The following is a 26,370-nucleotide window of genomic DNA, read 5'->3' as shown; positions in this document are numbered from 1 at the left end:
CGCATCAGCGTGCTCTTCGCGATGCTCCGCGACGGCACCTTCTACGAACACCGAACCCCCCGCCTCGCTTGACGAAAGACATAGAGGCACCCCCCCGCCACCGGCGTCAGTCGCACAGGCTCGCCACCACCAGGCTGTCGAACGCCAGGCGGCCCGACTGGGACGCCGTGACCCGTACCACCGCGTCCTCGCCCGCGTCCTCGACGGGCAGTCGCGTCGCGGAGATCCGGCAGCGGAGGTCCAGTTCCACCGGGGCGTGGAAGGCGCTGCGGAGTTCCACGGGCAGGACGCGGTACGGGGCGCACGCGGCCTGGGTTGCCTGGCGGGCCGCCTCAAGGAGCAGCATGCCGGGGACCTGGTCCGTGGGGTGGTCGAACAGGACCGGGTGACTGGGATCGATCCGCAGCTCCCATTCGAGGCCCCGGCGGGCCGAGGCCGAGCGGGGGATGCCCAGGACCACGTCCCGTTCGTCGAGGCGGCCGACGATCGGGGGTGGGACCGGGTCCGGCTGGGTGGGGAAGTCACCTGGTTCGACTGGGGAGTCGGGCCCGTCGCTGATGGGTGACACGCGTAGCGCCAGACGCCCCGCACCCGCGAAGATCTCGCCGCGCAGCAGGTCGGCCTCCAGCGTGAGCCCGGTCAGCGCGCCGGCCTGGCGCCGGACGTCCGTGGCGGAGACGTCCAGGCGTATCTCGGCGGGGCGGGGGCCGAGGAGGACGGCCCCGGGAACGATGCCGACGTCCAGCTCGGCGATGTCGCAGCGATGGTCCGCGGGCACGCCGTAGTACGTCTGCCCGAGCAGGACGGACGCCTGCCGCAGTGACTCCGCGGCGAGCAGCGGGTCGTGCCAGGAACCGGCGATGGGCGCGTAGAAGGTGTGACCGCGCGGCCACTGCGCGCCCAGCCGGAAGGTGTCGGGGCCCAGCCGCAGCCAGTCGGTGATCAGCACCTCGGCGATCGCGCTGCGGTCGACCAGGTGGCGCGGAGCGGTACGCACGAATCGCAGATCGGCCCCGCCCCTGGCATACGGCGGTGAAGGAAGGATGCGTGAGGAATCGGTGACGGACACGCAGGTTGCCTTTCTGGTGGTCGACGATGCTAGATCCTGTCGTCACATTCCCGTCGTCCGCCCGGAGGGCGGGTCCTGCGGCGTCAGGTGTGTGCTCTGGGGGTCCCCCGGCCGGAGGCTGAGGGAGTGCCGGGCGCAGGCCTGCGTGCCGGTTGTACGTGGGTCTGCGCCCGGTGCGGCGAGTGGGGGTCCCCCCTCTGGGGGAGCGTGCATGACGCCGCAGGACAGACGGGAATATGGCGACAGGGCCTAGGAACCGGTCCGGCGGTGAGCGGGCCCCGGCGGTTCGGCAGGCGGTGCGGGTGCCGGTGGTGCCGGTGGTGACAGGGGCCGCGGGGCGGGGCATGGCGGGCCCGGGGCGTGGCATGGGACCGGGTCGGGCGGGCGGGTCAGGCGGCTGCGAGGGCGGTGAAGCGACCGGCGTGGAAGACCAGCGGGCCCGCCTGCTCGGTCAGGGCTCCTTCGACGGCCTCGGCGATGACCAGCTCGTGGTCGCCCGCCGGATGGATGGTGGCGATACGGCAGTCCAGCCAGCCAAGACCGTCGGCCGGTATGGGATGCCCGGCCCGGGTCGACGCCCAGTCGCCCACGGCGAACCGGTCGGCACCCCTGGCGCTGAACAGGCGGCACAGCTCGGCGTGTTGGTCACCGAGGATGGTGACCGCGAAGCCGCCCGCCGCGCGGATGGCCGGCCAGGTGGTGGAGGTGTCCGCGGCGCACAGGGCGACCAGCGGCGGGTCCAGGGACACGGACGTGAAGGAGTTCACCGCCATGCCCTTGGGGCCCTCGGCGGTGTGCGCGGTGACCAGCACCACTCCGGTGGTGAACCGGCCGAGGATGTCGCGGAACGAGCGCTGCTCCAGCATGAGTTGAATCCGTTCGCGTGAGGTGTGGGTGGGGCCTGGGGTGGGCTCGGGTGGGTCTCGACCGGGGGAGGGCGCCGGGCCGGAACGGGCGGGGGAACGAACATCCCGGCCCGGCACCCGTCTTGGGGGCGAATCGGAAGGCGGGGCCTTCCTCACGCCGGCCGGAACTACTTCGCGCGGCTCGCGATCGCCCAGTCCACGGCCTCCTGCGGACGCGCCGCCGAGCCCGTGATGCGCGGCGCGACATACCGGGCGAGCAGCTCCATGCTGCGGTTGGTGCGCTCGTACGACGTCCAGTCGGCGACGTACACGAGGAGCGAGCCGAAGCCGCCGGTGATCTCCTGCAGCCGCTCGATGCCGCTGACCACGTCGTCGACCGAGCCGACCAGCGCGCCGCCGGCCTCGACACGGGCCTCGAGGGCGCGCTCGCGCGGGGTGTCCGGGCTGATCACCTCGCGCCCGGCCGCCTTGCCGAAGTACTCGAACAGCCAGCGGTCGTAGCCCTCGCGGACGTCCGCGAACGCCTCCTCGCGGGTCTCGGCGACATGCACCGGCAGGGCGATCCGCCACTTGTCGCGGTCCAGGGTCTGGCCGTGCTCGGCGGCGGACTCCTCCGCGTACTTCCACTGGTGGGCGAGGTTGATGTGCGCGGGGGCGCCAGGTGTGAGCAGGGCGAAGGGCAGCGCGAACGACGTCATGCTCAGGCCGTACTGGCCGATCAGGCTCGGGCTGGTCTTCGAGGTGCCGGAGGTGGCCACGGCCACCTCGATGCCCTGCGGGCTGAAGCGGGGCAACTGGAGCTTGGCCTCGTTGAGTTCGAACCAGTCGGTCTTCTGGTTGATCCGGCCCTCGCCGTTGACGAGTTCGAGGACGGTCGGCAGCGCCTCCTCAAGACGGCGGCGCTGCACCGGCTGCTCCAGGCCGAACATCTTCGCGTCGAACGGCACGCCCGGGCCGACGCCCAGGATGTAGCGGCCGCGGGTCAGGTGGTCTAGGTGTACGGCCCTGCTGGCCACGTGGAAGGGGTGGTGGCCGGAGAGCGGGACCACACCGTGGGCCAGCTTGATCTGGCTGGTGCGCTGCGAGGCGGCGGCGATCATCGTCTCGGGGGCGCCGACGAGGCCCCAGCCGAGCGTGTGGTGCTCGCCGAACCACGCCTCGTCGAAGTTGAGGTCGTCGGCGAGCTCGACGAGGTCGAGGTTCCGGCGTATCGCGAGATGCGGGTCCTGGCCGGTCTCGTGGACGGGCGAGAGGAAGAGTCCGATACGGCTGTGCACAGCAGACCTCCGGGAAGCGAGCGCGAAAGGGGTTAATTACCGTGAATGGGGAGCAAGTTGGGCGCGAGAACGAGCGAGAAGAGGTGCAGGGGGCGAACGGGAGCGAGTGGCCGGGGAGTTGGGCGGGGTGCGAGCCGGTTGCGGCGGGCTACGAGACCCGGTACACCGCGTCCTTCAGTGAGCGGACCTTCTCGTAGTCGGCCTCCAGGACGTGGTCGTCCGGGGCTGTGAGGAACACCTTCATCGAGCTGGTCAGCAGGTCGACCGTGGGGCGGATGCGGGCGCCGGGCGCCAGCTTCACGCCGGCGAAGAACACGCTCTCCAGGCCGCGGATCTCGGCGACGGCGGTCTCGTCGACCGAGGCCACGACGCCGTCGAGCTCGGTCGGGGTGTTGTAGACGACCGCCGGCTGGAGCCTGCGGTAGACCCGGCCCGCGTACGCCGCCCGGAACTCGTCGGGTCGGGCGTACGCCTGTGCCGTGAGCGCCGCCTGGTTGTGGCCCAGGCACACGTCGTGGAACGGGGCGTTGATGTTGCCGTTGAGCCGGGTGCCGATCTCGACCAGGACCGGGCCCTCGTCGGTGACGATGACCTCGGCGTGCGCCGGGCCCCACTGGACGCCGAGCGTGGCGAGCACCCCGTCGACGTACGCGGTCAGGGCAGGTACGGGGTCGGCGTCCGGGTCGGCGAGGAGGTCCCGGTTGTAGATGTTCTTGCCGGACGGCAGCAGCGTTTTCTCGTACTCCCACACCCCGCACACATAGCGCTCGCCGGCGCAGCTGACGGTGTCGACGATGTACTCGGTGCCCCTGAGGTAGGACTGCACGAGGATCTCGGTGTTCGCGCCGCCGAACATGTCCTGGGTGCCGAGCACCGCCTCGGCCGCCTTACGCACCGCTTCCGCGCTGTCGCAGACGACGACGCCCTCCGATCCCGCCGAGCTCAGCGGCTTGACCACCACCGGGTAACTGCCCTGCTCCTGCGACCAGTTGACGATCTCGGCCGGGTCCGCGCTCTTGAACTGGCCTGCGCAGCGCACACCGGCCCTGCGCAGCGCCTCGATCATCTCGTACTTGTCGCGGCGGGCCCGGGACAGCGCCGAGCCGTTGGACGGCACACCGAGCGCCTCGCTGAGCCGGTCGGCGAGCCGGACGGCACCCTCCTGCCCGGGGACCACGCACAACGGGCCGTACGGGCGCAGCAGTTCGACGAGTTCACTCTCGTCCGCGCAGATGATGTTGCGGGAGTACGCGGTCAGGTCCGGGGCCTGCATCGTCGGGTTGATCCGCGGGGTGCTCTGGACATGGACCACGTCCGCGCCGTACGCGGCGAAGGCGGCGGGGTAGAAGTTGCCGGCGGAGTAGCCGTCGACCACTACGGCGACGGGGCGGGTGCTGCTGGTCATGAACGGGCCTCCGACTCGATGAAGCGGGCCAGGCGGGCGATGCCCTCCCGCACGGCGGCGGGCGGCAGGTTGCTGAAGCCGAGGCGCAGCGCGCGCTCGCCGCCGCCCGCCAGGTGGAACATCCGCATCGGCGCCCACGAGACGGCGAAGTCGCGCGCCGAGCGCCCCATCGCGGCCAGGTCAGCCTCGAACGGCACCTCGACGACGAGGAAGAAGCCGCCGCGCGGCCGGTTCCAGCGCACCCGGTGCTCGGCGTACCGCTCGGGCGGGAAGTGCTCGGCGAGGGCGTCGAGGGTCGCCGCGAGCCGCTCCTGGTACACGGCCGTCAACTCCCGCGTGGCGCTGCGCAGATCATGGTCGGCCTCGACGAGGATGCCGCCGATCGCGGCCTGCGAGAGCGAGGACGAGCCGACGCTGAACATCGCCTTCGCCTTGGACAGTTCGGCCGCGAGGGTGCGCCTGGTGCCGTCCTCGCCGACGACCTCGCGGTCGGCGACCAGATAGCCCAACCGGGCGCCGGGGAAAGCCGACTTGGCGAAGGAACCGAGGTAGACGACATCGCCGCGGGTGTCCAGCGACTTCAGCGTCGGCAGCCGCTCGCCGTCCTTGGCGAAGAGCCCGTACGGGTTGTCCTCCAGGATGGTGAAGCCCTCCTCGGCGGCCAGCTCCAGCAGTCGCCTGCGGGCGTCGACCGGGACGACCGTGCCCGACGGGTTGGAGAAGTCGGGGACCAGATAGAGCGCGGCGGGACGCTTGCCCTCGGCCCGCACGGCGCGCACCGCGGCGGCCACAGCCTCGGGTTCGAGTCCGTTCGGGCCCTCGGTGATGGCCCTGACCGGGATGTCCAGCATGCGGGCGGCGCCCCGGATACCGACGTACGCGGGCGACACGGACAGCAGGACGTCGTCCGGGGAGCGGAACAGACCGCGCAGGGCGATCAGCGCGGCCTCCTGGAAGCCGTGCGTGATCATGATCGCGTCGGACGGGACGACGATGTCCTCGTCCCGGTCGAGCATCAGCGCGACCTCGTCCTGGATGAAGCCGTTGACGGGCCCGTACTGGAACATCAGGCGGGTGATGCGCTGTTCGGGCACGCCCCGCTCGCGCAGATGCGCCAGATAGCGGTGCACGTACTGGGAGAGTTTGGCCAGGTCGTGCGTGCCGTCGTGGGGCGCGCCCGACGAGAACGACAGGGCGTCGGGGAACTTCATCGCCGTCTCGCTGAGCAGGCGCATCGAGTCCATGTCCGGATCCACGACGCCGGCGTGCAGTTCGTCCTGGCGGAGCGCGGTGTCTTGCTGAACTGGTGTTGCGAGCACGTCAGTCGGTCCTTCCGAGGAGTCTCTTGCGAGGGAGGGAGGGAGAGGGAGGAGGAGGGGAGGGGAGTTTGAGAGGAGCGGGTCAGGCGACGGGCAGGGCGTGTGCGGCGATCCAGGTGCCCTTGCCCGGCGACCACTGGCGGATCCGGGTGCGGGCGACGATGCCGCCCCTGACGTAGGGCTCGGCGTCGAGGACCTCCTGCAACCGGGCGCGGTCCTCGGTCTCGTAGACCAGCAGCCCGCCGTTCAGGTCCTCCAGCGGACCGGCCAGCAGCAGGACACCGCGTTCGGTGAGGGTGCGCAGATAGTCGGTGTGGGCGGGGTGCAGGTCCTGCCGGCCCGCACGGTCGACGTTGTACTCGAACTCGACGACGAACTTCGCCATGGAAGCCTCCTTGGGCGTGCGGTCACGGTGAGTCGGGGAGGGGCGGGGCTCACATGTAGAGGCCGCCGTTGATGTCGATCACGGAGCCGGTCGAGTAACCGGCGCTCTCGGAGCAGAGGTGCAGCACGCTGCCGACCGCCTCGGCGACCGAGCCGTAGCGGCCCATCGGCAGCCTGGATAGGACGGCCTCCCGCTGCGCCGGGTTGCGCCGCTCGAACGCGCCGGCCACTCGCTCGGTGGCGATCGGGCCGTGGGCGACGACGTTGAGGACGACACCGGTCGGCGCCAGCTCGTACGCCATCTGCTTGGTCATGCCGATCACGGCGGCCTTGGCGGCGACGTACGCGGCGTTGTTGAAGTGGCTGTACGTACGGCCGCCCGCCGAGGCGAAGTTGACGATGCGGCCGTAGCCGTCGGCGGCCATGCGCGGGGCGCAGACCTTCACCGCGATCCAGCTGCTGACCACGTTCTCCAGGAACGACTGGTCGAAGTGATCGGTCGTCAGATCCGCGTAGCCGATCACCCGGGTGTCCCCGCCGACTCCGTTGACCAGGATGGAGGGGGCGAACTGCTCGACGATGTCGGTGAGCTGGCGCCCGGCGGCCGCGATGTCGGTGATGTCACCGACGACGGTCTCGACCTTGGTGAGGGGCGCGAGCCGCTCGGCGAGCCGGTTCAGCGCGTCCGCGTCCCGGTCGAACAGGACGAGCGTGTGGCCCTCCTCGGCGAGTTTCAGGGCGACTTCGCGGAGGATGCCGCCGGCGGCGCCGACAAGGAGTGCGGTGCGGGGGGTAGGGACGGTCATTCGGGTCACCTTGTCTCTCGGGTGGGTGTTTTCTCGGACGGGGTGGCGTTGCTGTCGGCGCCGGCATGCCCAGCGCCGCTCTTCCCGGTACGGGCAAGGGAGTCGGAGTGCCCGCGCTCGAACCCGGCGAGCCGCGGCAGCAGGCAGAAGCCGAGGGTGACGACGGCGCCGAGGACCAGGACGGACGTCCACAGGGCCTCGTAACCATGGGAGTTGGCGACGGCGAGCCCCGCGGGACCGCCGACCACGAAGGCCGCGTTCCAGGCGAAGAAGTACGAGCCCTGGTAGCTCCCGCTGCGGCCCTCCGGTGCCCGGTTGGCGATGAAGGTCGCCGACATCGGGGCCCAGAAGACCTCGCCGAGCGTCCAGACGACGGTGGCGACGGTGTACGAAACGATGCTGCCCGCAAGGGAGTTGCCGCTGAAGCCGATCGCGATCAGACCGCTCGCGATGACCAGGGGCACCTGGTCGCGCATACCCCTGACGAACCGTGGTACCAGCGGCAGCAGAAGGACGGACAGTACGGCGTTGACGGCGAGGACGACTCCGATGTCCCCGGAGGTCAGCCCGCTCTCGTGCATGTCCAGCGGCAGCGCGGAGTTGACCTGGAGGTAGATGCACGCCAGCAGGAAGGTCAGGACGAGGAAGGCGACCAGGACGGGGGTGCGGAACGGTTCGGTGATGCCACGGGCCGCCGCCGCGAAGGCGGACGTACCGCCGGGCCGGCGACTGCGCGGCGGCAGCCGGTCGGCGGGCAGCGCGCACACCAGGGCCGCGTAGAGCAGACTGCCCGCCGCCCACACCACGAACAGGGCGCTCGGCCGGACCGCGAGCAGGAAGCCGGACAGGACGGGGCTCAGCGACATCCCGATGTTGAAGCCCACGAGGAAGAGGCTGTACGCCTTCGAGAACTGCTCCTGCGGAACGATCCCGGCGATCAGTCCGGCCCCGGCAGGACGGTCGACCGCCGACAGGAAACCGGTGATCAGCGCGAGCACACACAGCAGGACCACGTGGTGGGCGTAGGCGAACAGCAGGGCCATCACGGCGGTGACGGGCTGGGCGGCGATGATCGTGCGGCGCGGCCCGATCAGATCCGCCAAGGCCCCGCCGACCAGCCCCGACAGAACGATGCCGGCGCCGAACAGCCCTACGACGACCGGAGTCGTACCGGCGGAGACCAGGCCCTCCTGCTCCAGATAGAGCACGAGGAAAGCGGGTGCGAGCGTCCCGAGCCGGCCGATGGTCTGCCCGCACCAGAACAGCCAGAACACTTTGGGCAGAGCCATCAGGAGCGTCCTGTCCGGGTGGGGGTGAGGACATTCCGTACAGGTCGCGGTACGGGGCGCGGTACGGGGCGCGCCCCGCGGAGAGGCGGCCTGGCCGCCTGACCCGGCGCCCGTGCCGCCCGTGGCACCCGTACCGCCCGTGACGCCTGCGCCGATCCGAACAACGCGGCGGGCCCCAGGGCGCCGTATGCGAAGGCCGCCGAGACCAGGGTCATGTGGTGGTGCCAGCCGGGGTACGAGCGGCCCTCGAAGGCGCGCAGCCCGAGGTCGTCCTCCAGCAGCTTCAGGGTGTCGGCGGCGGTGGGGTGCAGACGGGCCAGCGCGAGCGCCTCGCGGGGCGGGCTGTCGACGAGATCGGTGAGCCAGATCCGCCCGCTGCCGGGTTCGGCCGGCGGCCACTGGGCGAGCAGGCGGAAGGCGCCGGGGATGCCAGGGAGCCGGACGGTTCCGGTGATGACCGGCGTGTGGGGCTGCCGGGCGTGCCGACGGGCGATGAGGTGGCGGGCGCTGACCGCGATGGCGGTACGGGGGTGGGGGACGGACCCGACGGACACCACCGGGTCGGGCAGCACCTGCAGATCCCCGGGTACGGCCACCACGAACTGCCGCTGCCTGGCGGTGAGTCCGCCGATCAGCCGGGCGGGGTCGGCGATCCCGGTCAGGTCGGCGACGACCGGCGGTGCGTCCGGTGCGTCCGGTCCGTGAGGTCCGTGAGGTCCGTCCGGGGAGTCGGCCAGGGCGCGGTCCAGATCGTCCACCAGGCTCAACGCCTGGTCGCAGGGCGAGTCCTGGGCGCTGGGCGTGGTGCCGGGGATGCGGGCCCTGCTGCGGACCCGCGGGTCCGCGGTCCACTCCCCGGGCAGCAGCAGCCGCCAGTCGACGGGGACGGTCGCCTCGCTGGTGGCGAGGAACGCCCCTATGCCGACCTGGCAGTTGACGGTCCGTCCGGCCTGCGGATCGAACCGCCGGTGCACCCCGCAGGAGCGGTCGCCCCGCTTCGGCAGCACCGCCGCGGTGATGAGGAGGGCGTGCGGCCGGGCGCGGCGGGTGACCCAGCGGGCCAGCCCTGCGCGGACGGGCTCCCAGTCCCAGGGGCTGGCGTTGACGAACTGGTGCAGTGCCTGCGACGCCGTACTGGACTCCGACGCGGCCGCCGCCAGCGCCCGTACGGTCTTGCGGCCAGGGGTGATCAGCAGCCCCTGGGTGTAGGTGCGGGCCCATCTGCGCTGGTCGGCGCGGGGCAGCGGCCCGAAGACCTCCGTGACGAAGGCGTCGAAGGCGCCGGTCGCCGCTTCGAAGGTGCCGGTCGTGGCACCCGGCCGACCGTACTGCCGTGGGGCCCTATATGTGCTCATGGTCATGAGCGGTGCGTCAGGCGCTGCGGAAACCGCCGTGGCCATGCCGCGTTCCTTCCTCTGGACTGTCCTGCCCGGCGGGCCCCGCCGTCCGGGGCCCGCCCTCAAAAAAATAGAGAACGAACTCTTTGTTTTCAATGCGATCGCCTTCCCGTCTTCACGACTTCGGGGAGTCTGAATGGCCGTACCGCTCCGACCTGCGGTTTCTTCACAGGCCCGCGAAAGAATCATCGGCTCGCGGACAGCAGTACGGCCTCGCGCACCGCACGTTCCGCCGCGGCGGCCAGTCGCGCGGGGCCCTTGGAGCCGGTGGAGAGCGCCACGGTGAGTGCGCCCATGAACGACGACAGGTGCAGCGTGCCGCCCGCCGGGGCGTCGCCGCGGGCCGCGACCGTACGGAATTCCGTGAGCCGGGCGGTGTGCGAGCCGAGGGCCGCGTCCACCGAGCCGATGTCGGTGACCCGGATCTCCGGCGCCCCGCCGCCCGCGGCCTCGCGCTCGACGGACTGCCGGATCCGGGCGTGTGCGCGCCGCGCCGGACGCCAGGCGTGAGCGGCCGACCGGAGTGCCGCCGCGTTCTCGCGGGCCCGGTCCACCTGGTCGTTGCCGCCGGTCCCGGTCCCGGTCCGTGCCGGTGTCCGGACCAGGCCCAGTACGCAGCCCGGCTCGGTGATCAGTGAGCGCTCGGCGTACCGGCGGCGCAGGGACACCGCCGTGGACACCGTGACCTCCTCGCGGCCGGTCTCCCGGGCGAGCGAGTCGGCGAGCCCGGTCGCGAGCAGCCCGCCCACCGTCAACTCCCGTGCCCGGCACCAGTTCCGCAGCCGCCGGCTCTCGCGCGGTGTGAGGGTGAAGGTCACGGGGCTGCCGGCCGATGCCGTCAGACGTGCGCTGTACGAGCACGGGGACCGGCGGGCCTGCGGGGTGCGAGGGGGACGCATGTCCCCGCTCGCGTAGGTGAGTTCGTCGATGTCGGGCGGCAGGGGGTCCGCGCCCGGGCGGAACCCGTCCCCGCCCGGGATACCGAACAGGCCGTCCAGGAAGGCCCGTACGAGGTGACCGGTCGAGTATCCGTCGCAGATCGCGTGATGACAGGTGAAGGCGAAGCGTGTCGCCGCCGCCGGACCGTGCCCGACCCGCAGGCGCCACAACCGGCCCTCGGGGGAGGGTGCTTCGGGGGTTTCCCGGCGGAACCAGAGGCTGCCGTCCAGTTCCGCGATGCGCAGGGACAGCAGCGGGAGGCGGCGCAGCCACAGCTCCACCGCCCGCTCCACCCGCTCCGGGGAGAACGCCGCGTTCACCGTGAACTCCGTGGTGAGCTGTGTGTTCCCGCCCATGAGCGCGTGGGTGTAGGCGAAGGTCGCCTCGGTGTCGCTGAGCCTGCGCACACCCTCGTCGCCGTTCACGACCCCTCGCGGGCGGCGGGCTCGGGTGCCGTGAGTGAAGGACACCGTACGGTGTTCGCGAGGGTGACGCCGTGGCTGGTGAACTCCAGGGTGACGCGGTCCCCGTCCGCCATCTCGTGGCCGCCGTGGAAGCTGCTGCGGTCGGCGCCGATGTAGACGTAGTGCACGCGGCCGGGGGTGCGCAGGGTGTCGTAGGAGAAGAGCTCGGACATCATGCCGTCGAGGCCGTAGTGCAGGGCCTTGGTCCCGGTGGTGAACTCGCCCTTCCAGACGGCCCCTTCGTCTCCCTCCCGTTCGATCGTCACGCGTCCGGTGACATGCCGGGGCGGGGCGTCGAGAAACAGCCACGGCGCCACGGCAGCGTCGCAGAGCTTGGCGTACGAGAGGTGTCCCCGGTGCCGCCGGAAGCGCCCGATGTCGGTGAGATCGTTGCCGAAGGTGTAGCCGGCGTAGTGGAGTTCGCCGTCCCCGTCGGTGACGTGCACGAGGACGATCTCCGCCTCCTCGCACAGGGCGACGGAACCGGCCGGCGCGCGCAGGTCCTCCCCTGGGAGCTTCAGCGTGTCGCCAAGTCCCTTGACGAACCAGTTGGGTTGGGCCGGGGTGTCCGCCTCCACCTTGACGTTGTGGGTCTGCATGAAGCCGCTGACCATGGCGTCGCCCGTGTGGTCGGGCAGCAGCGGGGGACGCATTCGTACGGCCTCGCGGTCCTCGGCCGGGACGGTCACCTCCCCGGGCAGGTCGGTGAGGGCCGCAGCGAGCGCGGCGGGGTCGCCTCCCGCGTCCACGACCAGCGTCCGAAGGTCCATCCCGCCGAGCGGTCGCAGCCGCAACGGCTTGCCGTCGGCGGGGAGTTCGAGGCCGACGTGGCGACGGCCCCGGTAGGTGCACTCGAAGAGTACGGGCATGACGGTTCCCTTCCTGGACATGCGCAGGGGTGAGAAATCTGGAGACAGGGCAGGTCAGAGGTCCCGAACGGCCCAGCGCTCTGCCGCCGGGGTGAGGCTCAGGCCCCAGCCGGGGCCGCCCGCGGGGGCCAGCACGTTGGCGTCCCGGTCGACGGCCGGGCGCGGGGCGACGATCATCTGCGGGAAGAAGCGGTCGGACTGTCCCGCCTCGGCCGTCATGGCGTCCCGGTGGCGGAAGGCCAGTGCCCGGCCCGCGTTGATGAGCGGGCCCACCTCGGCGACCTGGACACCGATCTGGAACCGGACGCCGTTCTGCCGCGCATAGGCGACGAGTTCGGAAGCCGGCAGCGGACCGCCGTTCTTCGACACCCGCACGTTGAACGCGTCGCACGCCCCGGACCTGACCGCCTTCCGCGCGTCCCGGCCCGTGCACACCGACTCGTCGAGCATGACCCGCAGACCGCCACGGCAGCGCAGCTCCCGCAGGGCCTCCCAGGAGCCCTTGGCCAGCGGCTCCTCGACCCAGTCGGCGCCGGCATCGCGCAGACAACGCGCCTGGGACAGCGCGGTTTCGGGCGTCCAGCTCATGTTGGCGTCGACCATGACGGGCACGTCGTCCCCGAGCCGCTCGCGGACCGTCCGTACCGTACGGGCGTCGTGTTCCATGTCGTCCGACGCCTTGATCTTCACGAAGTGGAACGGGCCCCGGGTGGCCAGGAACTCCTCGGCGCCCAGGCTGAGATCGAGCACCTGGGAGACGGGCAGGGACCGCGGTCCGGGCCCGGTCGCCTCGCCGCCGGGCAGCAACTGCCGCGCGTCCAGGCCCAGTCGGTGCCCGATCCAGTCCAGGACCGCGGTCTCGAGCAGACAGCGCAGATTGTTGCCGCCGTCGATCCCGAAGACACGGGCGAAGCCGTCCCGGTGCAGAAGTGCGAGCAACTGCCGGGGCCGAACGTCGGCCAGCCGCGCGAACAGGGCGTCGAGGTCGACCTTCTCGAGCTGCGCCCACACGCCGTCACAGGTCTCGCCGGTGACGTAGGGACGCGGCGCGCACTCGCCGAGGCCGCGCACGCCGTCGTCCGTCGTCAGGCTGAGGACCAGACTGTCGGAGGTGCGGCGGCGGGCGGCGGGATGGTCGAACGGCGTCCGCATGGGCAGTTCGACGCGGTACAGGCGCGCCCGCGCGCCGCCGGTGAACAGGCCGTCAGAAGCCACGGTTCAGCCCCTGGAGCAGGGTGTACGTCGACGTCCAGTCGACGAGCGAGTCGCTGACGTCGGTGTAGAAGAGGTAGTGCCGGTCGGTGGGGAACTTGATGATCGCCCCGCGCTCGGACATCAGGTCCTGGAACACCCCGTGCGCCGCGTCCAGATCGACGATCGGGTCGGTCATGCCGGACACGAAGGTGGCCGTGACCGGCGCGAGGGCACGCCGGGGCGCCAGGTAGCGCCGCTCCAGTTCCAGCAGCACGGCCCGCGAGCGGCGCGTCAACTGCCGTACGGCCAGGTCGTCGTGGTCGATGAAGTGCCGGTACTTGGCCTCGTCGGTGAAGTCGGCGGACCGGAGCCCGGCGTCCCAGGGCGCGTCGCTGGTCTCCCCGGCGAGCGCCCGGAGTTCGTCGGCGCCGAGGGTCGCGTGCAGACGGCCCAGCCAGGACGAGCAGAACACGGCCGCGTCGTACCGGGTGGTGAACGACTCGTGGTGCATCAGGGCCGCCATGAAGGAGCCGCCCAGGCAGTGCCCGAACAGCGACAGCGGTACGGAGTCGCCGATCATCCCGCGGACGAAGGCGACGGCGTTCGCGTAGTCGTCGAGGATGGTGTCGGCGTCCGGTATCTCGTGCCGCGGGCCCGCGCTGATGCCGCTGCCGCGCCGGTCGAGCACGAAGAGCGCGATGTCGTTGTCGGCGAACCGGGGTCCCACTTCCCACAGCCACCCGGCGTGGCTCTGCAGTCCGTGGAAGTAGAAGACGGCTCCCTTGATCCGCTCCGGACGCCATACGTGCAGCGCCAACTCGGTTTCACCGGACGTCAGTTGGACGATCTCCCGACGGGTGTTCTGCGGGGGCCTGAGGGTCTCGATCATTTCCCGTACTCCTTGTCGCTTCTCTTGGTCTTTTGGGGAATCCCTGATTGCTCGTCACATGCCGGACGGGCGGCGCGTGTTCAGTTGCCGGTGATCGCGGCGACGAAGTCGATGTCCTGCTGGAACGGCTTGTACTTGTACTGGGTGGCGTTGCCCTGCTGTCGCCGCGACTCGACATACGCGGCGATCGCGCCCTGCGGCACGGTCACCACCCGCATGCCGCCGAGCCGGCCGCTGTCCCGCTTCGAGGCGTACTCGATGTTGATCACGGACAGTTCGCGGTCCACCCCGGCGGACAGTTCCCGGTCCAACTCGGGCGAGGGGTCCGGGACTTCGGCGGCGACGACGTAGTACGGCAGCTCGGCCCAGCGCGGGCCGCACATGTAGAGGCCGGTGTCGAGATCGCTCGCCGCCAGACCCTGCTGGATGGCCTGGGTGACCTGGCCCTCGGTGATCTTCTCGCCGGTGAAGGAGTGGAAGACGCCGTCGCGGTGGGTGAAGTGGATCCAGGGCGTGCCGTCCACGATCCGGTCGACGCGGTAGATGTCACCGGTCCACAGCCGGTAGAGCCCGTTCCCCTGCGACATGATCAGGTGGTAGTCGCGGCCCGCCTCGACCTCGTCGAAGAGGAGCGTGTCGACCTGCTCGCCGGCCTCCACCAGCGCGCCCAGCGGCACATCGGCGGGGACGAACTCGAAGTAGGCCTGGCTGACGGCGAGCGGCTGGCTGTCCAGCGAGTCGTCGACGGGGATCGTGGTGACGCCCTCCGTGCCGCAGCTCATGAACGGCAGCTTGTCGACGCCCGGCAGCACGGCGTCCAGACGCGGCCGGTACAACTCCGCGGAGGCCGACAGCCAGCAGCTGTACAGGGTCAGCGAAGGCCATACGTCGACCAGGCTGAACCCGTCCCGCGCCAGGGCCTGTTCGAGGTGGAGGGCGGCCTTCTCGTCGGGCTCGGTCCACGGCCGGCCCTGGAGCGTGCCGTCGCGCAGATCACGTACCAACTCCTCCCCGTGGTCGGCGATCAGGTCGCGCAGCGAGACCAGGGTGCTCGGGTTGATGGCCGAGATGTAGTGCAGATCGCGGCCGACGAGGTGCCGGATGCGGTGGTACATCCGCCCGGCGTGCGAGGCGGGTGCGTCCGGGCCGAACCACGGGGACTGGTACCACGGCGGGCTCCAGTCCCGGCTGTTGATCTGCGGGTGCCGGTTGCTGATCGCCTGGTGTTCCACACCGTGTACGAAGTCGTACACGTCCTCCCGGACCGTCTGGGTGTCGAGGGTGGCGAAGGGGTGCGCGAGGATCTCCGGGTGGTGCTCCAGATACGTGCCCCACATCGCCTTCATGGCCGGGATCCGGTAGGTCAACAGCCAGTGCAGCGTGTACGGGACGCGCTTGGGTGTGCCCGTCGTCCCGCTGGTCTTGAGCCAGCGCAGCACCGGGCTGCACGACAGGACACCGCCCTTGGTGCGGGTCTCCCGGTCGATCTCGTCGACGAAGTCGCCGTACCGCATGACCGGCAGGACCGAGCGGAAGCTGTCCGGGTCGGCGGCGACCCGGGTGTACCCCCGCTCCTTCCAGTGCAGCGAGCCGGCGCCGATGTGGATGAGGTCGTCGAGCACCCGGGCCTGGGCGGTGTGCGGGTCCTTCAGATCGGCGAGCAGGGTCTCGCGAGCCTGACGGCACTCCTCGATGAAGGGGGCGCGCCGGCTGTCCCAGTACTGCTGCCACTGCGGGGCCTCGGCGGCTGTGTCCGTTGATTCCGTTGATTCCAGGGCGGTTGCCACGGTTCGTCTCCTCAAGTGGATTGCTCAAGTGGGTTGCCGACGGGCCGTTTTCGGGCATACGTCGGCACCGCGCGGCGGGTGCCGGACGGTGGGGTGGTCGAGAGATATGGGTGACGGGGAGGGAGAGCGGGGAGGGCTCAGGCGCGGGGCGTGCCGGTCTCCCCGGCCGCCAGTGCGGCGAGCTCGGAAAGGTCGTACAGCGCCTGCCTCTTGGTGCCGTAGCGGGTCACTTTGCCGCGCCTGGCCCACTGGCGGATGGTGCCCTCCTGCACACCGAGGGCCAGTGCGGCCAACGAGGTCGGGACGCGCCTGCTGCGGCCGTTGGTGGTCATGCCCTCTCCTTCATCGTGGTCGTACGCTCCTTCAGCACCAGCCACTGACGGGGCGTCAGAATGTGTCCCGCCTCGCACATCGGGCCGCGCAGGACCAGGTCGTCGCCGCCCCGGCCCGGCAGCGACACCTCGGCGTCGCAGCCCGGCTCGACGCAGCGGCCCAGCGGCACGAGGTCGGCCTTCGGCTCCGCGGCGAGGGCCCGCAGGGCCGCCGCCGCGCCCGCGATCTCGTCGGCGGCGGCGCCCGCGGCGGGGTGGGCGGCCAGCAGGCCGACGTGCCGGCCGAGGAAGGCGGCCAGATCGGCGACGGTCCGGCGGGGCGGGGCCGAGGCCGGGGCCCGCGCGCCGTCGGCCTCGTCGAGCACCAGCCGGGTCCAGGAGGCCAGTCGTACGACGACGTCGTGCCGCACCTCAAGTGCCTTGTCGCTGACGGGCGGTGGGCACGACCGGCTGCCGGTGACGCGTGGCACGAGCCCGCCGCCCGAGACCGGCGCCAGGTCCTGCTCGCTCTCGCGGTGCAGGCCGGGCAGCGCGGCCAGGTCGGCCCCCAGGGCCCGTTTGCAGGCCGTGCAGAGCCGGGCGTCGGGAGAGGCGGGCCGGCGGGCCAGTCGGCCGGTGCGGGCCGCCCGACGGCAGCGGGTCGACGCGCAGGGCGCGGGAGTCGGGGGGGAGGAGGTGCGGGGCGAGGGGGTTCGGTCGGCCATGGTCGGCTCACCTTCGGGAAAACGGGTTCGGGGCAAGGGGGCCTGCGGGGAACGCCGGTTCTTGGGCAACAAAAAAGCGCCGCCCGACGGCGACGCGGTGGCAGTTCGAAGGCTCCTCGAAGAGGGCAGACTGCCTCGCGAAGAAGCGTGACACAGGCTGACGGTCGAGCGCAAGAGACTGCGGGAAAAACTCCAACTGCCTCGCAGTGCAAGGGAGTTGGTTGGAGACGACAGATGCCGCCCATCCCGGCGGCTGGCCGGGCGGACGGCATCTGTGGACATGACCGGCTGCCCGGTTACCGGGGGAGCGGCAGACCGAGGACACGGTCACGCAGTACGGGGAACTCGGCGCGCGTCTTCGCCACGAGCGCGGGATCGAGCTCGGCGACGAGCGTCTCCTCCCCCGCCCCCGCCTCGGCCACGACCTCGCCCCAGGGATCGACCACGACACTGTGCCCCGCCTGCTCGACGCCCGCGTGGGTGCCCGCGGTGCAGCAGGCAAGGACGTACGCCTGCGACTCGACGGCCCGTGCGCGGGTCAGCAGCGACCAGTGGGCACGGCGTGCCGCGGGCCAACCGGCGGTGACGAGCAGGAGTTCGGCACCGGCATCGGTCAACTGCCGGAACTGCTCGGGGAATCGGAGGTCGTAGCAGGTGGCAAGACCCGCCGAGGCCATGGGGAGCCCGGCGGTGACGATCTCGTCGCCCGGCGACATCAGCGCCGCCTCGCCGCTGTCGAAGCCGAAGCGGTGGATCTTCCGGTACGTGCGGTGGAGTCTGCCGTCGGGTGCGAACAGCAGGGAGGTGTTGAACAGGACGTCCCTGGGCCCGAGTTCGACGATCGACCCCGCGTGCAGCCACACCTGCGCGGCGGCGGCGGCCTCGCCCATCGCCCGGGCCGTCGGCCCGGCCGGCGGCTCGGCGTGTGCACGGAACGCGTCGAAGGCGAACGCGCCGCACGTCCAGAGTTCCGGCAGCAGCACCAGATCGGCGCCGCGCTGTTCCCGTACGAGCGCGGCCACGCGGGCGCGCCGCTCACCGGCCGGCTCGTCCGGTCGTACGGCGATCTGGAGGAGGGCCGCGCGCATGGTGAATCCCTTCTGACAGGCGGGAGTTGGGGTGGGGTCAGCGCAGGTGGGAGGCGCCGTTGACGTCGAGGACGGCGCCGCTGCACCACTCGGCCCTGGCGGAGCCGAGCCAGGCCACGGCGGCCGCGACGTCGGAGGGCGCGGCGATCCGGCCGAGCGGACTCTGCCGCCGTACCTCCTCACCGGCCTCCCCGACGAGCATGGGCTCGGTGAGGTCGGTCCGTACGAATCCGGGCGCCACGGCACTCACGGCGATACCGTCGGGCCCCAGCGACTGGGCGAGCGACTGCGTCAGCGCGTGCAGGGCGGCCTTGGTCGCGCCGTAGGCGGGGGCGTTCGGCTCGCCCCGGTACGCGCCGCGCGAGCCGACGTTGATGATCCGGGCGCCCTGCGGCCCCTGGAGCCGGTGCCTGAGATGGTCGACCAGGCGCCAGATCAGGTCGGCGGGCCCGAACAGGTTCACATCGACGAGCCGCCGCCAGTCCCGCTGCCAGTCCTCGTACGAGGTGGTGGCGACGGGCTGTTCGGTGTACACACCGGCGTTGTTGACGAGCACGTCCACCGTGCCGAGCCGCTGGACCGCGGAGTCGATGATCTCCTGGGCCGCGCCCGGGCTCCCCAGGTCCCCGGTGACCAGGACATGGCCGGTGCCGGGCAGGCCGTCCAGTACGGCCTTGGCGGCGGTGGTGTCCGTACGGCAGTGCACGGCAACGCGGTGCCCGGCGACGGCGAGTTCGGTCGCGATCGCGGCGCCGATTCCCCGGGAACCGCCGGTGACGAGCGCGCAGCGTCGAGTCATGGATTGAGCCCATTCGTGAGAGGGAGTGAACCCGGGCGGTGGTCCGGGAGGAGCGGACGAAAGTCCGGGGCGGGGTGGGGAACGGGGTTCGACGCCGACTTGGGTGCGGCGTCGAGGACGAGCCCCCACAGGCGTTCCAGCTGGGCCCGTACCTCACCGCCGGGCTGTCCTGCGCGCAGGGCCGCCTCGGCGCCGGCGGTCAAGTAGACGGCCAGCAGCTCCAGTTCGCCGGGCTGCGGCCATGCGCCGGGGGTTGCCGTCCGGTGGAGCAGCGGCACGAGATCCCGCAGGGCGGCCCGCCACACGCCGTGCCACTGGGCGGACGGCATCCGCTCCTGGCTGAGCCGGGCCGCCGCACGGACGGTGACCTCGCACTCCAGCAGGTCGGCGACCACGAAGGTCAGCTCCGCCACCGACCGGACGGTGGGCGCCGGTTCAGGGCCGGGCAGCGCCGCGCGAGTGACCGCCTCGGCCTCCCGGCAGACGGCGGACGCGAGGTCGGCCTTGGCGGGGAAGTGGAAGGTGAGCGCGCCCATCGTCACACCGCAGGCACCGTGGACGGCGGACAGGGAGGTTCCGGAGTACCCGTGCCGGTCGAACTCGATGGCAGCCGCCGCGATCAGAGCCTGGCGGGTGCGTTGTGCCCGCGTCTGCTTCACCATGGACTTGACCTCGTTGTCGACGAACCGGTGCCGCGAACCTACTGCCGCGGACGGCCGCCGATAACTTGCAGGAGCAACTCCAGGACAACTTGGGCAAGTCGAGGGGCGGGGGGTGCCCTCCGGCGGAGGGCGACCGCACCCACCCGGATGGGACTCAGGAGGTGATGTCCTCCGCCTGCTCACTTCTGGTGAAGTGCAGCGTCGCGATCACCTCGGCCGGCGCGAGGGCCGGCAACAGACATCGCAGCATCATCTCTATGCGCTCGGGCAGATCGGCCCGTCCGCTGGAGAGCCGCGCCATGATCTGCGTACCCGTGTACGCGGCCACGATCACCTGTGCGAACGCCGCCAAGTCCACGTGCGGATGCAGCTGACCGAGTTCCCGCGCCTCACTGAGGTGTTCGCGGAACTGCTCGGACCACCAGTCGTAGATCGAGTAGTCGAGCAGCCCGACCTCGTTCTGCTCGACCGCGAGCCGGACCCCCGCCCGGAACAGGACGTTGCGCCGCATCTCCACGGCCAGGTAGCCGCACATGTCCAGCAGTTGCTGCAGACCGCGCTCGCCCTTGGGCCACTGGAGCTCGGCGGCCTGTTCCACGATGACCGCTCTGGCCAGTTCCTCCTTCGACTTGAAGTGGAAGTACATGGCTCCGGTAGTGATTCCGGCCCGTTGCAGGATCGCGTTGAGGCCTGCTCCGTGGTATCCGGCCTGGTCGAACACCTCCGCCGCCGAGCGGATGAGCGCGGCTCGTGTCTTGTTCGCGCGCTCCTGCCGTTGTCGTGCCATCGGCGGGACTCTCCTTGCACCTAGACAAACAAAAAGAACGACCTCTATTTTATTCACGTCGACGTCCCCCTGTCACTGGGGGCGCCTTCGATTGGTCTGCGCGTGCCCGTAAATCAGCGCCTCATCAGGGGGGACCACCATGTCGTACAGCCTTGCCCAAAACCGTGTCGAAGCCGGTTTCGAGCTGGTCGAGCCCACCTTCACGCACAAGACGAACCAGGACGAAGTGCTCCTGCGCAGCTGGCGGCGGTCCGCGCCCGACGCCTTCGCCGTCACCGCCGAGTGGCCTGCGACGCATCCGTTCTACCGCACCCACCTCGGCCTGCACGACCCGCTCCTCCTCAGCGAGACCGTCCGGCAGGCCCTGCCGCTGCTGTCCCACCGCGCCTACCGGGTGCCACTCGGCCACCAGCTGCTGTGGAAGGACTTCAGCTGGGTCGTCGACCCCGAGACCATGCACGCCGACGGCGGTCCGGTCGAGCTCGACCTGCGCATCAGCTGCCATGACGTGAAGTACCGCCGCGACCGCGCCGCCGCGATATCCATGACGGTCGACGTCGAACGCGCGGGCCGCCCCATGGCCACCGCCCGTTCGAGCTTCTCCATACAGGACCGTGCGATATACGAGCGGCTGCGTGGCGGCTACGCCGACGCGGCCGCCGCCACCGCCCGTGCCGTACCCCTGCCGCCCCCGGCCGGGGTGGAGGCCTTCGGCCGCGACCGCTTCGAGGACGTGGTGCTGGCCGCCACCGACCGGCCCGGCCGCTGGCAGCTGCGGGTGGACACGACGCATCCCGTCCTCTTCGATCACGTCGTCGACCACGCCCCGGGCATGCTGCTCCTGGAGGCCGCCCGCCAGGCGTCCCTGGCCGCGGCCCATCCCCGGCGGACGGCCGTGACCGGCATGGACTCCGTCTTCGTCAAGTACGCCGAACTGGACGCGCCCTGCTGGCTGGAGACCGAGCGCAGCGTGGACGGCGACCAGGTCAGGGTCGTCGCGCGGCAGCACGACAGGGAGATCTTCTCCAGCACCGTCACCCTGTCCGCCGCCCCCGTCCCGTCCGCCACCCCGGCCACAGCCTCCGCACCCGCCACCTCCGCGCCCGTGGCCGTCTGACATGCGCCGCCACCGCCGACCCGTCGCCCGCCGCCCCCGCTCATCGCGACCGGGACACATCGGCCGGACCGGCGGTGGCAGGCTCGCGCCGCACATCGGACCGCCCGCCCTCGCCGGCCGTACCGACTGTGCCGGCTGCATCGATTGTGCTGGCTGCGGCACGTGTGCCGACCGTGCCGGCCGCCTCCCGCAGTGCGTCCACCAGGCCGCGCAGCGCGGGCTGCTCCGGTGCGGTGCGGCGGGCCGCGGCGGAGATGACGCGCACCGGCTCGGGGTTGCGGACCTCGCGCACGACCACGCCCGGGTGCGGGGTGCGCAGCCCCAGCCGAGGCATCAGACCGATGCCGAGGCCGGCCGCCACGAAGCCCTGCGCGGTCGCGTAGTCCTCGGTCTGGATGACGAAGTCGGGGCTGAAGCCCGCCGCCGCACAGGAGTCGAGCACCGGTTCGAGACAGGGTCCTGGCGGCTCGCTGCCCACCCACTGTTCGCCGGCGAGCTCGTTCAGGTTGATCACCTGCCGCTCGGCGAGCGGGTGGTCGGCGGGCAGTACGGCGGCGTACGGGTCGTCCAGGAGATGGACGAGACGGATGGAGCCGTCGCCGGTCCTGTCCCGGGCCTGTACGACCACGGCCAGGTCGGCCCGCCCCTTGACCACCTCGTGGAACGGGTCCTCGGGGTCGGCGAGTTCGAGGTCGATCCGTACGCCGGGGTGTTCGAGCCGGAGCCGGGCCAGCGCGGGCGCGACCAGCGTGGAGCCCGCCGTGGCGAAGTAGCGGACCGAGAGACGGCCGGTCCGCCCGGCCCGCAGATCGGCCAGGGCCGTCTCCGCCTGGGAGACGGCCGCGCTGATCAGGCCCGCGTGCTCGGTGAGCAGCAGACCCGCAGCGGTGGGCCTGACCCCCCGGCCGACCCGCTCCAGGAGCGCCGTACCCGCCTGTTTCTCCAGAGCCGCCACCTGCTGGCTGACGGCGGAAGGGGTGTAACCGAGATGGGCCGCGGCAGCCGTCACCGTGCCGCTGGTGACCACCGCGCGCAGGACCTGGAGGCGCCTCACATCAAGCATGCAGTACAGCTTAACAAAAGGTGTAGAACCATTTGCTTGTCCTCAAAGCTTGGCTGGGGCACCTTCATAACAGGGATGCCGGACCAAGCCAGCCACGGACCAGACACAGATCCAGACACAGATACGGAGACACCATCGTGAACAGTGGCAGCACGCAGAGTCTGAGGGGTGCGGCACGAGTGGCCGTGCTCGCCCTGCTGTGGGGGTCGACCTTCCTGTGGATCGAACTGGCGTTACGGGGGCTGTCCCCTCTCCAGGTCACACTCGCCCGCTGTGTGCTGGGTGCAGTCGTGCTCACCGGCGCGCTGTACGCCACCGGGCGGCGCCTGCCGACCGGCCGCACGGTCTGGCGGCACATCGTCATCGCCGCCTTCTTCTGCAACGCCCTGCCGTTCGCCCTCTTCAGCATCGGCCAGCAGACCGTCGACTCGGGCCTGGCAGGCGTACTGAACGCGACGACCCCGTTCTTCTCCCTCGCCCTCGGGCTCGCCCTGGGCACCGAGCGCGGTCTGCGCCCGGTCCGGCTGGCCGGGCTGCTGCTCGGCTTCGGCGGGGTCGTGGTCATCTTCGCGCCCTGGGAACGGTCGGGCTCGCTCGGATGGGGCGCCCTCGCGATCCTCGGCGCCGCGGCCAGCTACGCCGTCGCCTTCGTCTACATGGGCCGCACCCTGGTCGGCCGGGGCATCCCGACCCTCTCCCTCTCCGCCGCCCAGCTGGTCGCGGCGACCGGGCTGACGGCCATGGCCGTGCCGGTCGGCGGCCTGGACGCGATCCACCTCAGCACGACGGCCCTGGTCGCGGTCCTGGTCCTCGGGGTCTTCAGCACCGGCGTCACCTTCCACCTCACCTACCGGATCATCGCGGCCGAGGGCGCCACCCAGGCCGCCGTGGTCGGCTACCTGCTGCCCGTGGTCTCCGTGGCGCTCGGCGCGGTCTTCCTGGGTGAGAGCGTCGGCCTCCGGGTCGCGGCCGGCATGGTCGTCGTCCTCGTCGGCGTCGGCCTGACCCGCCGCAAGGGCGCCCTGAAGCCGGCGCCGGCCGTTGAGGAGCCCGGGTCCGCACCCGCCGTGATGGCACCCGCACGATGACTCCTTCCGCTCCCGACCCACAACCCGGGCTCCCTGAACCCGGGTTGTGGGCTGCGTACCGCGAACTGGCAGCCAAGACCGTCCGTACGGACCTCACCCACGCCTTCCACCCCGGCCAGCCGCACTTCGCGGGCTTCCCCGACGAAGGCCGCGAGACCCTCTTCGACACCGAACGCGGCGACGGATTCACCGTGCACCGCCACACGTTGGTGGGCCAGTGGGGCACCCATGTCGACCCGCCCTCGCACTTCGTGGCCGGCGGGCGCACCCTGGACCTGATTCCGCTGGAGGAGATGATCCTCCCGCTGGTGGTCCTCGACATCACGGGGCGGGTCGAGGCCGACCCGGACGCCGTGCCCACCCTCGACGACGTGCGGGGCTGGGAGCGCCGCAACGGCCGTGTACCGGCAGGGTCGTTCGTCGCGCTGCGCACCGGGTGGAGCCGGCGCTGGCCGGATCCGGTGGCGATGGCCAACCGCGACGAGGCGGGCATCAGCCGTACGCCGGGCTGGTCGCTGGACGTCCTGCGGTACCTGTTCGAGGACGCGGACGTCACCGCGATCGGCCACGAGCAGACCGACACGGACCCCGCCCTGGCCGGCTCCACGGGCGACTACAGCCTTGAGCTGTACGTCCTTCAGCGGGACCGCTGGCAGATCGAACTCCTGGCCAACCTGGACCGGGTCCCGGAGGCGGGCGCCCTGATCGTCGCGACCTGGCCGAAGCCGTACGGCGGCTCGGGCTTCCCGGCAAGAGTGTTCGCCCTGCACCCGGCACCCTGAAACGGCCATGTGCGCCTGAATCGGTCTCGTATGTACGGCAGTTGAGCCAGCCGCGAACGGGCATGACAAGCTTGTCATGCCCGCAGGACGGGAGCCTCCTGCCGTCGGGAGTGCGGTACCCCCGATGCCTCCGGCCGGTCGAACGACTGTCCGTGAAGCGGCAGTTGGGCAGAGGGCAGCCGAACCACCGCGTCGAGCCCACCCGTCGCCGCCCAGGTGCCGTCCTTCGAGCGCGGCAGCCGGACGTGACCGCAGCCCCCGCTTTCCTGGACGCGGACGTGATGATGGTGGCGTCGATGTCGATGACGATCCAGCCGGTCAGCAGCTTGCCCGCCACCGTCAGCCAGGGGAAGCCGCCCGGCCGCAGACGCAGCAGACTCCACACGTGCCGGCGGCCCGAACAACGGCCGCTGATGCAACTGGAGTTGCTCGGCCTCCGACAGATTCGACGCACCCAGCACGATCGTGATCGCCAGTTGGACCAGCACCCCGGCGCAACAGCACCGCACAGGCATGCCCGATCAGTCTCTTCCCGTCAGCCACCACCGACAGCCGGCGGTCCCACCCTGTAGTTTTGCTCACCAGATTGGTGCCCTGATTTTTGCAGCGGATACGACGTAGACACTCGCATCCTCGCAGGTCAGCGGTACTATTCTGCTATCGGGGCGTCAGGTCACCCAATTCCACTGAATATCCAGGGCCCAAGAGGTGCCGGGCGATGATGCGGAGGGCGCCGCTCCATGAAACCCATGCGGGTGTTGCTGACCGGTTCGACCGGATTCGTGGGCCGGGCGGTGCTCCGTCTGCTGCTGCGCGAACGGGCGGACGGCCGTGCCGTCGAGGTGCGCGCCGTCACCCGCGCTGTCCCGGCCGGCCGACGGGAGTCGGCGGGTGTGGAGTGGATGCACGCGGACCTGTCGGACCCCGCGTCGCTCGACGGAGCGGCGAGCGGTGCAGACGTCCTCGTCCACCTCGCCTGCCGCGTCGACGGCGGAGTGCCGGAGTGTGAGCGGACGAACATCGGTGGCACCCGGGCGGTCGTCGAGGAGGCCCGGCGTGCCGGGGTGAGGCACATCGTCCACCTGTCGACGGCGGCGGTGTACGGTCCCGGACCGCACCGCGGCATCCCCGTCGACGGGGTCCCGCCCGTGCCCGTGTCGGCGGCCAGCCGTTCCCGGCTGGCCGCCGAGCAGATCGCGCTCGACGCGGGCGCGGTCGTACTGCGGCCCGGTCTCGTCCTCGGTACCGGAGACCGCTGGGTCGTGCCCGCGCTCGGCGAACTGCTCCGGCGGGTGCCGTTCCGCTGGGACGGCGGTCGCGGGCGGGTCTCCGCAGTGGCCGTCGAGGACCTGGCCCGGCTCGTCACGGCCCTGGCCACGGCACCGGACACCGTGCCCTCTGGGGTCTTCCACGCCAGCCATCCGACGCCGGTGCGCAACCGCGACCTCATGACGAGGCTCGCGGAGCTGGACGTACTGTCACCGGTCACCGGTGACTTGACCTGGGAACAGTGTCTGGCGCGGCTTCGGGAGGTGCCCGGCCGCATCAGCGAGAGGCAGTTCGCCCTGCTGGCGCGCGACCACTGGTACGAGAGCGAGGAGATCTGGCGGCTCGCGGGATGCGCTCCAGGTCCCGGTCCACTGGACCGATTGACCGAGGCGGCCCCCTGGTACCGGGCGCACCTCGTGGCCGGATGAGCGTGGTGCTCGGGCCTCGTCCGACGAAGTCAGGTGCTCTATGGCGGCCGGATGTCCGGCCTGGGCGGCTCGGGTGATGAGCTGCTGTGACTCGCGCATCCTTTGCTGCATGCCAAGATTCGGCCCGAGCCAGTAGGTGGCCTCGACGCTTCCCGCATGTGCCGCCATACGCGGCCAGGGCTCTCCGCCGTTGCCTGCGTTCCGCGTAATTCAGCCGGCCTGGACCCGGACTTCGCAGGTCACCCGTTAGTGGCGGCTCAGCGCATGATCGCCGACCGTCTCCTATCGAAATCGGGC

The 26,370-nt window shown here is 71.3% G+C and carries 24 protein-coding genes and 1 pseudogene; 4 read left to right on the top strand and 21 right to left on the bottom strand.

The window, feature by feature from the left end; all coding sequences use genetic code 11:
• Nucleotides 1–106: 106 nt before the first annotated feature.
• From ACWCRB_RS38355 to ACWCRB_RS38260, 20 genes and pseudogenes are all read right to left on the bottom strand, one after another.
• Nucleotides 107–997, bottom strand: a complete 891-nt coding sequence (locus ACWCRB_RS38355) for a ScbA/BarX family gamma-butyrolactone biosynthesis protein (RefSeq protein ID WP_451000472.1) — start codon at nt 995–997, stop codon at nt 107–109.
• A 461-nt stretch (nt 998–1,458) separates the two neighbouring features.
• Nucleotides 1,459–1,935: a flavin reductase family protein gene (locus ACWCRB_RS38350; RefSeq protein WP_399117207.1), complete on the bottom strand. Its 477-nt coding sequence runs from the start codon at nt 1,933–1,935 to the stop codon at nt 1,459–1,461.
• 167 nt (nt 1,936–2,102) lie between these two features.
• The gene (locus ACWCRB_RS38345) at nt 2,103–3,212 is read right to left on the bottom strand and encodes an LLM class flavin-dependent oxidoreductase (protein ID WP_399117206.1); all 1,110 of its coding nucleotides are present in this window, start codon (nt 3,210–3,212) and stop codon (nt 2,103–2,105) included.
• 148 nt (nt 3,213–3,360) lie between these two features.
• Complete coding sequence (locus ACWCRB_RS38340) at nt 3,361–4,617, bottom strand: ATP-grasp domain-containing protein (protein WP_451000471.1); 1,257 nt, start codon at nt 4,615–4,617, stop codon at nt 3,361–3,363.
• On the bottom strand, nt 4,614–5,936 hold the full coding sequence (locus ACWCRB_RS38335) for an aminotransferase-like domain-containing protein (protein WP_451000470.1): 1,323 nt from the start codon (nt 5,934–5,936) through the stop codon (nt 4,614–4,616). Before ACWCRB_RS38335 ends, ACWCRB_RS38340 begins: the two co-directional genes overlap by 4 nt.
• An 82-nt stretch (nt 5,937–6,018) precedes the next feature.
• Nucleotides 6,019–6,321, bottom strand: a complete 303-nt coding sequence (locus ACWCRB_RS38330; RefSeq protein ID WP_451000469.1) for a YciI family protein — start codon at nt 6,319–6,321, stop codon at nt 6,019–6,021.
• Between the two features lie 49 nt (nt 6,322–6,370).
• Nucleotides 6,371–7,126: an SDR family NAD(P)-dependent oxidoreductase gene (locus ACWCRB_RS38325; RefSeq protein ID WP_451000468.1), complete on the bottom strand. Its 756-nt coding sequence runs from the start codon at nt 7,124–7,126 to the stop codon at nt 6,371–6,373.
• A 5-nt stretch (nt 7,127–7,131) separates the two neighbouring features.
• Nucleotides 7,132–8,415: an MFS transporter gene (locus ACWCRB_RS38320; protein WP_451000467.1), complete on the bottom strand. Its 1,284-nt coding sequence runs from the start codon at nt 8,413–8,415 to the stop codon at nt 7,132–7,134.
• Nucleotides 8,416–8,549: 134 nt separating this feature from the next.
• A pseudogene (locus ACWCRB_RS38315) lies at nt 8,550–9,770 on the bottom strand (IS701 family transposase); the annotation flags it as partial.
• Nucleotides 9,771–9,997: 227 nt separating this feature from the next.
• On the bottom strand, nt 9,998–11,176 hold the full coding sequence (locus ACWCRB_RS38310; RefSeq protein WP_451000466.1) for a hypothetical protein: 1,179 nt from the start codon (nt 11,174–11,176) through the stop codon (nt 9,998–10,000).
• Nucleotides 11,173–12,084: an FAH family protein gene (locus ACWCRB_RS38305; RefSeq protein WP_451000465.1), complete on the bottom strand. Its 912-nt coding sequence runs from the start codon at nt 12,082–12,084 to the stop codon at nt 11,173–11,175. The genes ACWCRB_RS38310 and ACWCRB_RS38305 overlap by 4 nt, the downstream gene beginning before the upstream one ends.
• Nucleotides 12,085–12,138: 54 nt before the next feature.
• Complete coding sequence (locus ACWCRB_RS38300; protein ID WP_451000464.1) at nt 12,139–13,299, bottom strand: mandelate racemase/muconate lactonizing enzyme family protein; 1,161 nt, start codon at nt 13,297–13,299, stop codon at nt 12,139–12,141.
• A complete protein-coding gene (locus ACWCRB_RS38295; protein WP_451000463.1) occupies nt 13,289–14,167 on the bottom strand; it encodes an alpha/beta hydrolase in 879 nt (292 codons plus the stop codon). The genes ACWCRB_RS38300 and ACWCRB_RS38295 overlap by 11 nt, the downstream gene beginning before the upstream one ends.
• A gap of 80 nt (nt 14,168–14,247) precedes the next feature.
• Nucleotides 14,248–15,954 carry a GH3 family domain-containing protein gene (locus ACWCRB_RS38290; RefSeq protein WP_451000462.1) on the bottom strand — a complete coding sequence of 569 codons (1,707 nt, stop codon included), beginning with the start codon at nt 15,952–15,954 and terminating at the stop codon, nt 14,248–14,250.
• A gap of 137 nt (nt 15,955–16,091) precedes the next feature.
• Nucleotides 16,092–16,286: a hypothetical protein gene (locus ACWCRB_RS38285; RefSeq protein WP_451000461.1), complete on the bottom strand. Its 195-nt coding sequence runs from the start codon at nt 16,284–16,286 to the stop codon at nt 16,092–16,094.
• A complete protein-coding gene (locus tag ACWCRB_RS38280) occupies nt 16,283–16,990 on the bottom strand; it encodes a hypothetical protein (RefSeq protein WP_451000460.1) in 708 nt (235 codons plus the stop codon). Before ACWCRB_RS38280 ends, ACWCRB_RS38285 begins: the two co-directional genes overlap by 4 nt.
• Before the next feature lie 296 nt (nt 16,991–17,286).
• Nucleotides 17,287–18,078, bottom strand: a complete 792-nt coding sequence (locus tag ACWCRB_RS38275) for a carbon-nitrogen family hydrolase (protein ID WP_451000459.1) — start codon at nt 18,076–18,078, stop codon at nt 17,287–17,289.
• Between the two features lie 37 nt (nt 18,079–18,115).
• Nucleotides 18,116–18,877 (bottom strand): SDR family NAD(P)-dependent oxidoreductase, encoded by a 762-nt coding sequence (locus ACWCRB_RS38270; protein WP_451000458.1) that lies wholly within the window; start codon nt 18,875–18,877, stop codon nt 18,116–18,118.
• A complete protein-coding gene (locus tag ACWCRB_RS38265; protein WP_451000457.1) occupies nt 18,874–19,539 on the bottom strand; it encodes a TetR family transcriptional regulator in 666 nt (221 codons plus the stop codon). Before ACWCRB_RS38265 ends, ACWCRB_RS38270 begins: the two co-directional genes overlap by 4 nt.
• A 154-nt stretch (nt 19,540–19,693) precedes the next feature.
• Nucleotides 19,694–20,326, bottom strand: a complete 633-nt coding sequence (locus ACWCRB_RS38260) for a ScbR family autoregulator-binding transcription factor (RefSeq protein ID WP_451000456.1) — start codon at nt 20,324–20,326, stop codon at nt 19,694–19,696.
• A 139-nt stretch (nt 20,327–20,465) separates the two neighbouring features.
• Between ACWCRB_RS38260 and ACWCRB_RS38255 the strand changes: the two genes are divergently transcribed.
• On the top strand, nt 20,466–21,443 hold the full coding sequence (locus tag ACWCRB_RS38255; RefSeq protein ID WP_451000455.1) for a ScbA/BarX family gamma-butyrolactone biosynthesis protein: 978 nt from the start codon (nt 20,466–20,468) through the stop codon (nt 21,441–21,443).
• 40 nt (nt 21,444–21,483) lie between these two features.
• Here the strand turns inward: ACWCRB_RS38255 and ACWCRB_RS38250 are convergent, their stop codons facing one another.
• On the bottom strand, nt 21,484–22,506 hold the full coding sequence (locus ACWCRB_RS38250; protein ID WP_451000454.1) for a LysR family transcriptional regulator: 1,023 nt from the start codon (nt 22,504–22,506) through the stop codon (nt 21,484–21,486).
• A 137-nt stretch (nt 22,507–22,643) separates the two neighbouring features.
• On the opposite strand from ACWCRB_RS38250, the gene ACWCRB_RS38245 reads away from it, so the two are divergent.
• The 3 genes from ACWCRB_RS38245 to ACWCRB_RS38235 all read left to right on the top strand — a co-directional run bounded on the left by ACWCRB_RS38245 (nt 22,644) and on the right by ACWCRB_RS38235 (nt 26,073).
• Entirely contained in the window at nt 22,644–23,594 is a 951-nt protein-coding gene (locus tag ACWCRB_RS38245; protein ID WP_451000453.1) for a DMT family transporter, read from the top strand.
• Nucleotides 23,591–24,376, top strand: coding sequence for a cyclase family protein (locus tag ACWCRB_RS38240; protein WP_451000452.1), 786 nt, complete (start codon nt 23,591–23,593; stop codon nt 24,374–24,376). The genes ACWCRB_RS38245 and ACWCRB_RS38240 overlap by 4 nt, the downstream gene beginning before the upstream one ends.
• Nucleotides 24,377–25,116: 740 nt before the next feature.
• Entirely contained in the window at nt 25,117–26,073 is a 957-nt protein-coding gene (locus tag ACWCRB_RS38235; RefSeq protein ID WP_451000451.1) for an NAD-dependent epimerase/dehydratase family protein, read from the top strand.
• Nucleotides 26,074–26,370 lie beyond the last annotated feature (297 nt).

Source organism: Streptomyces sp. NPDC002156 (genome assembly GCF_053593675.1).
Note: the sequence above shows the minus strand (reverse complement) of the source record. Positions and strands in the feature narration are given on the sequence as shown.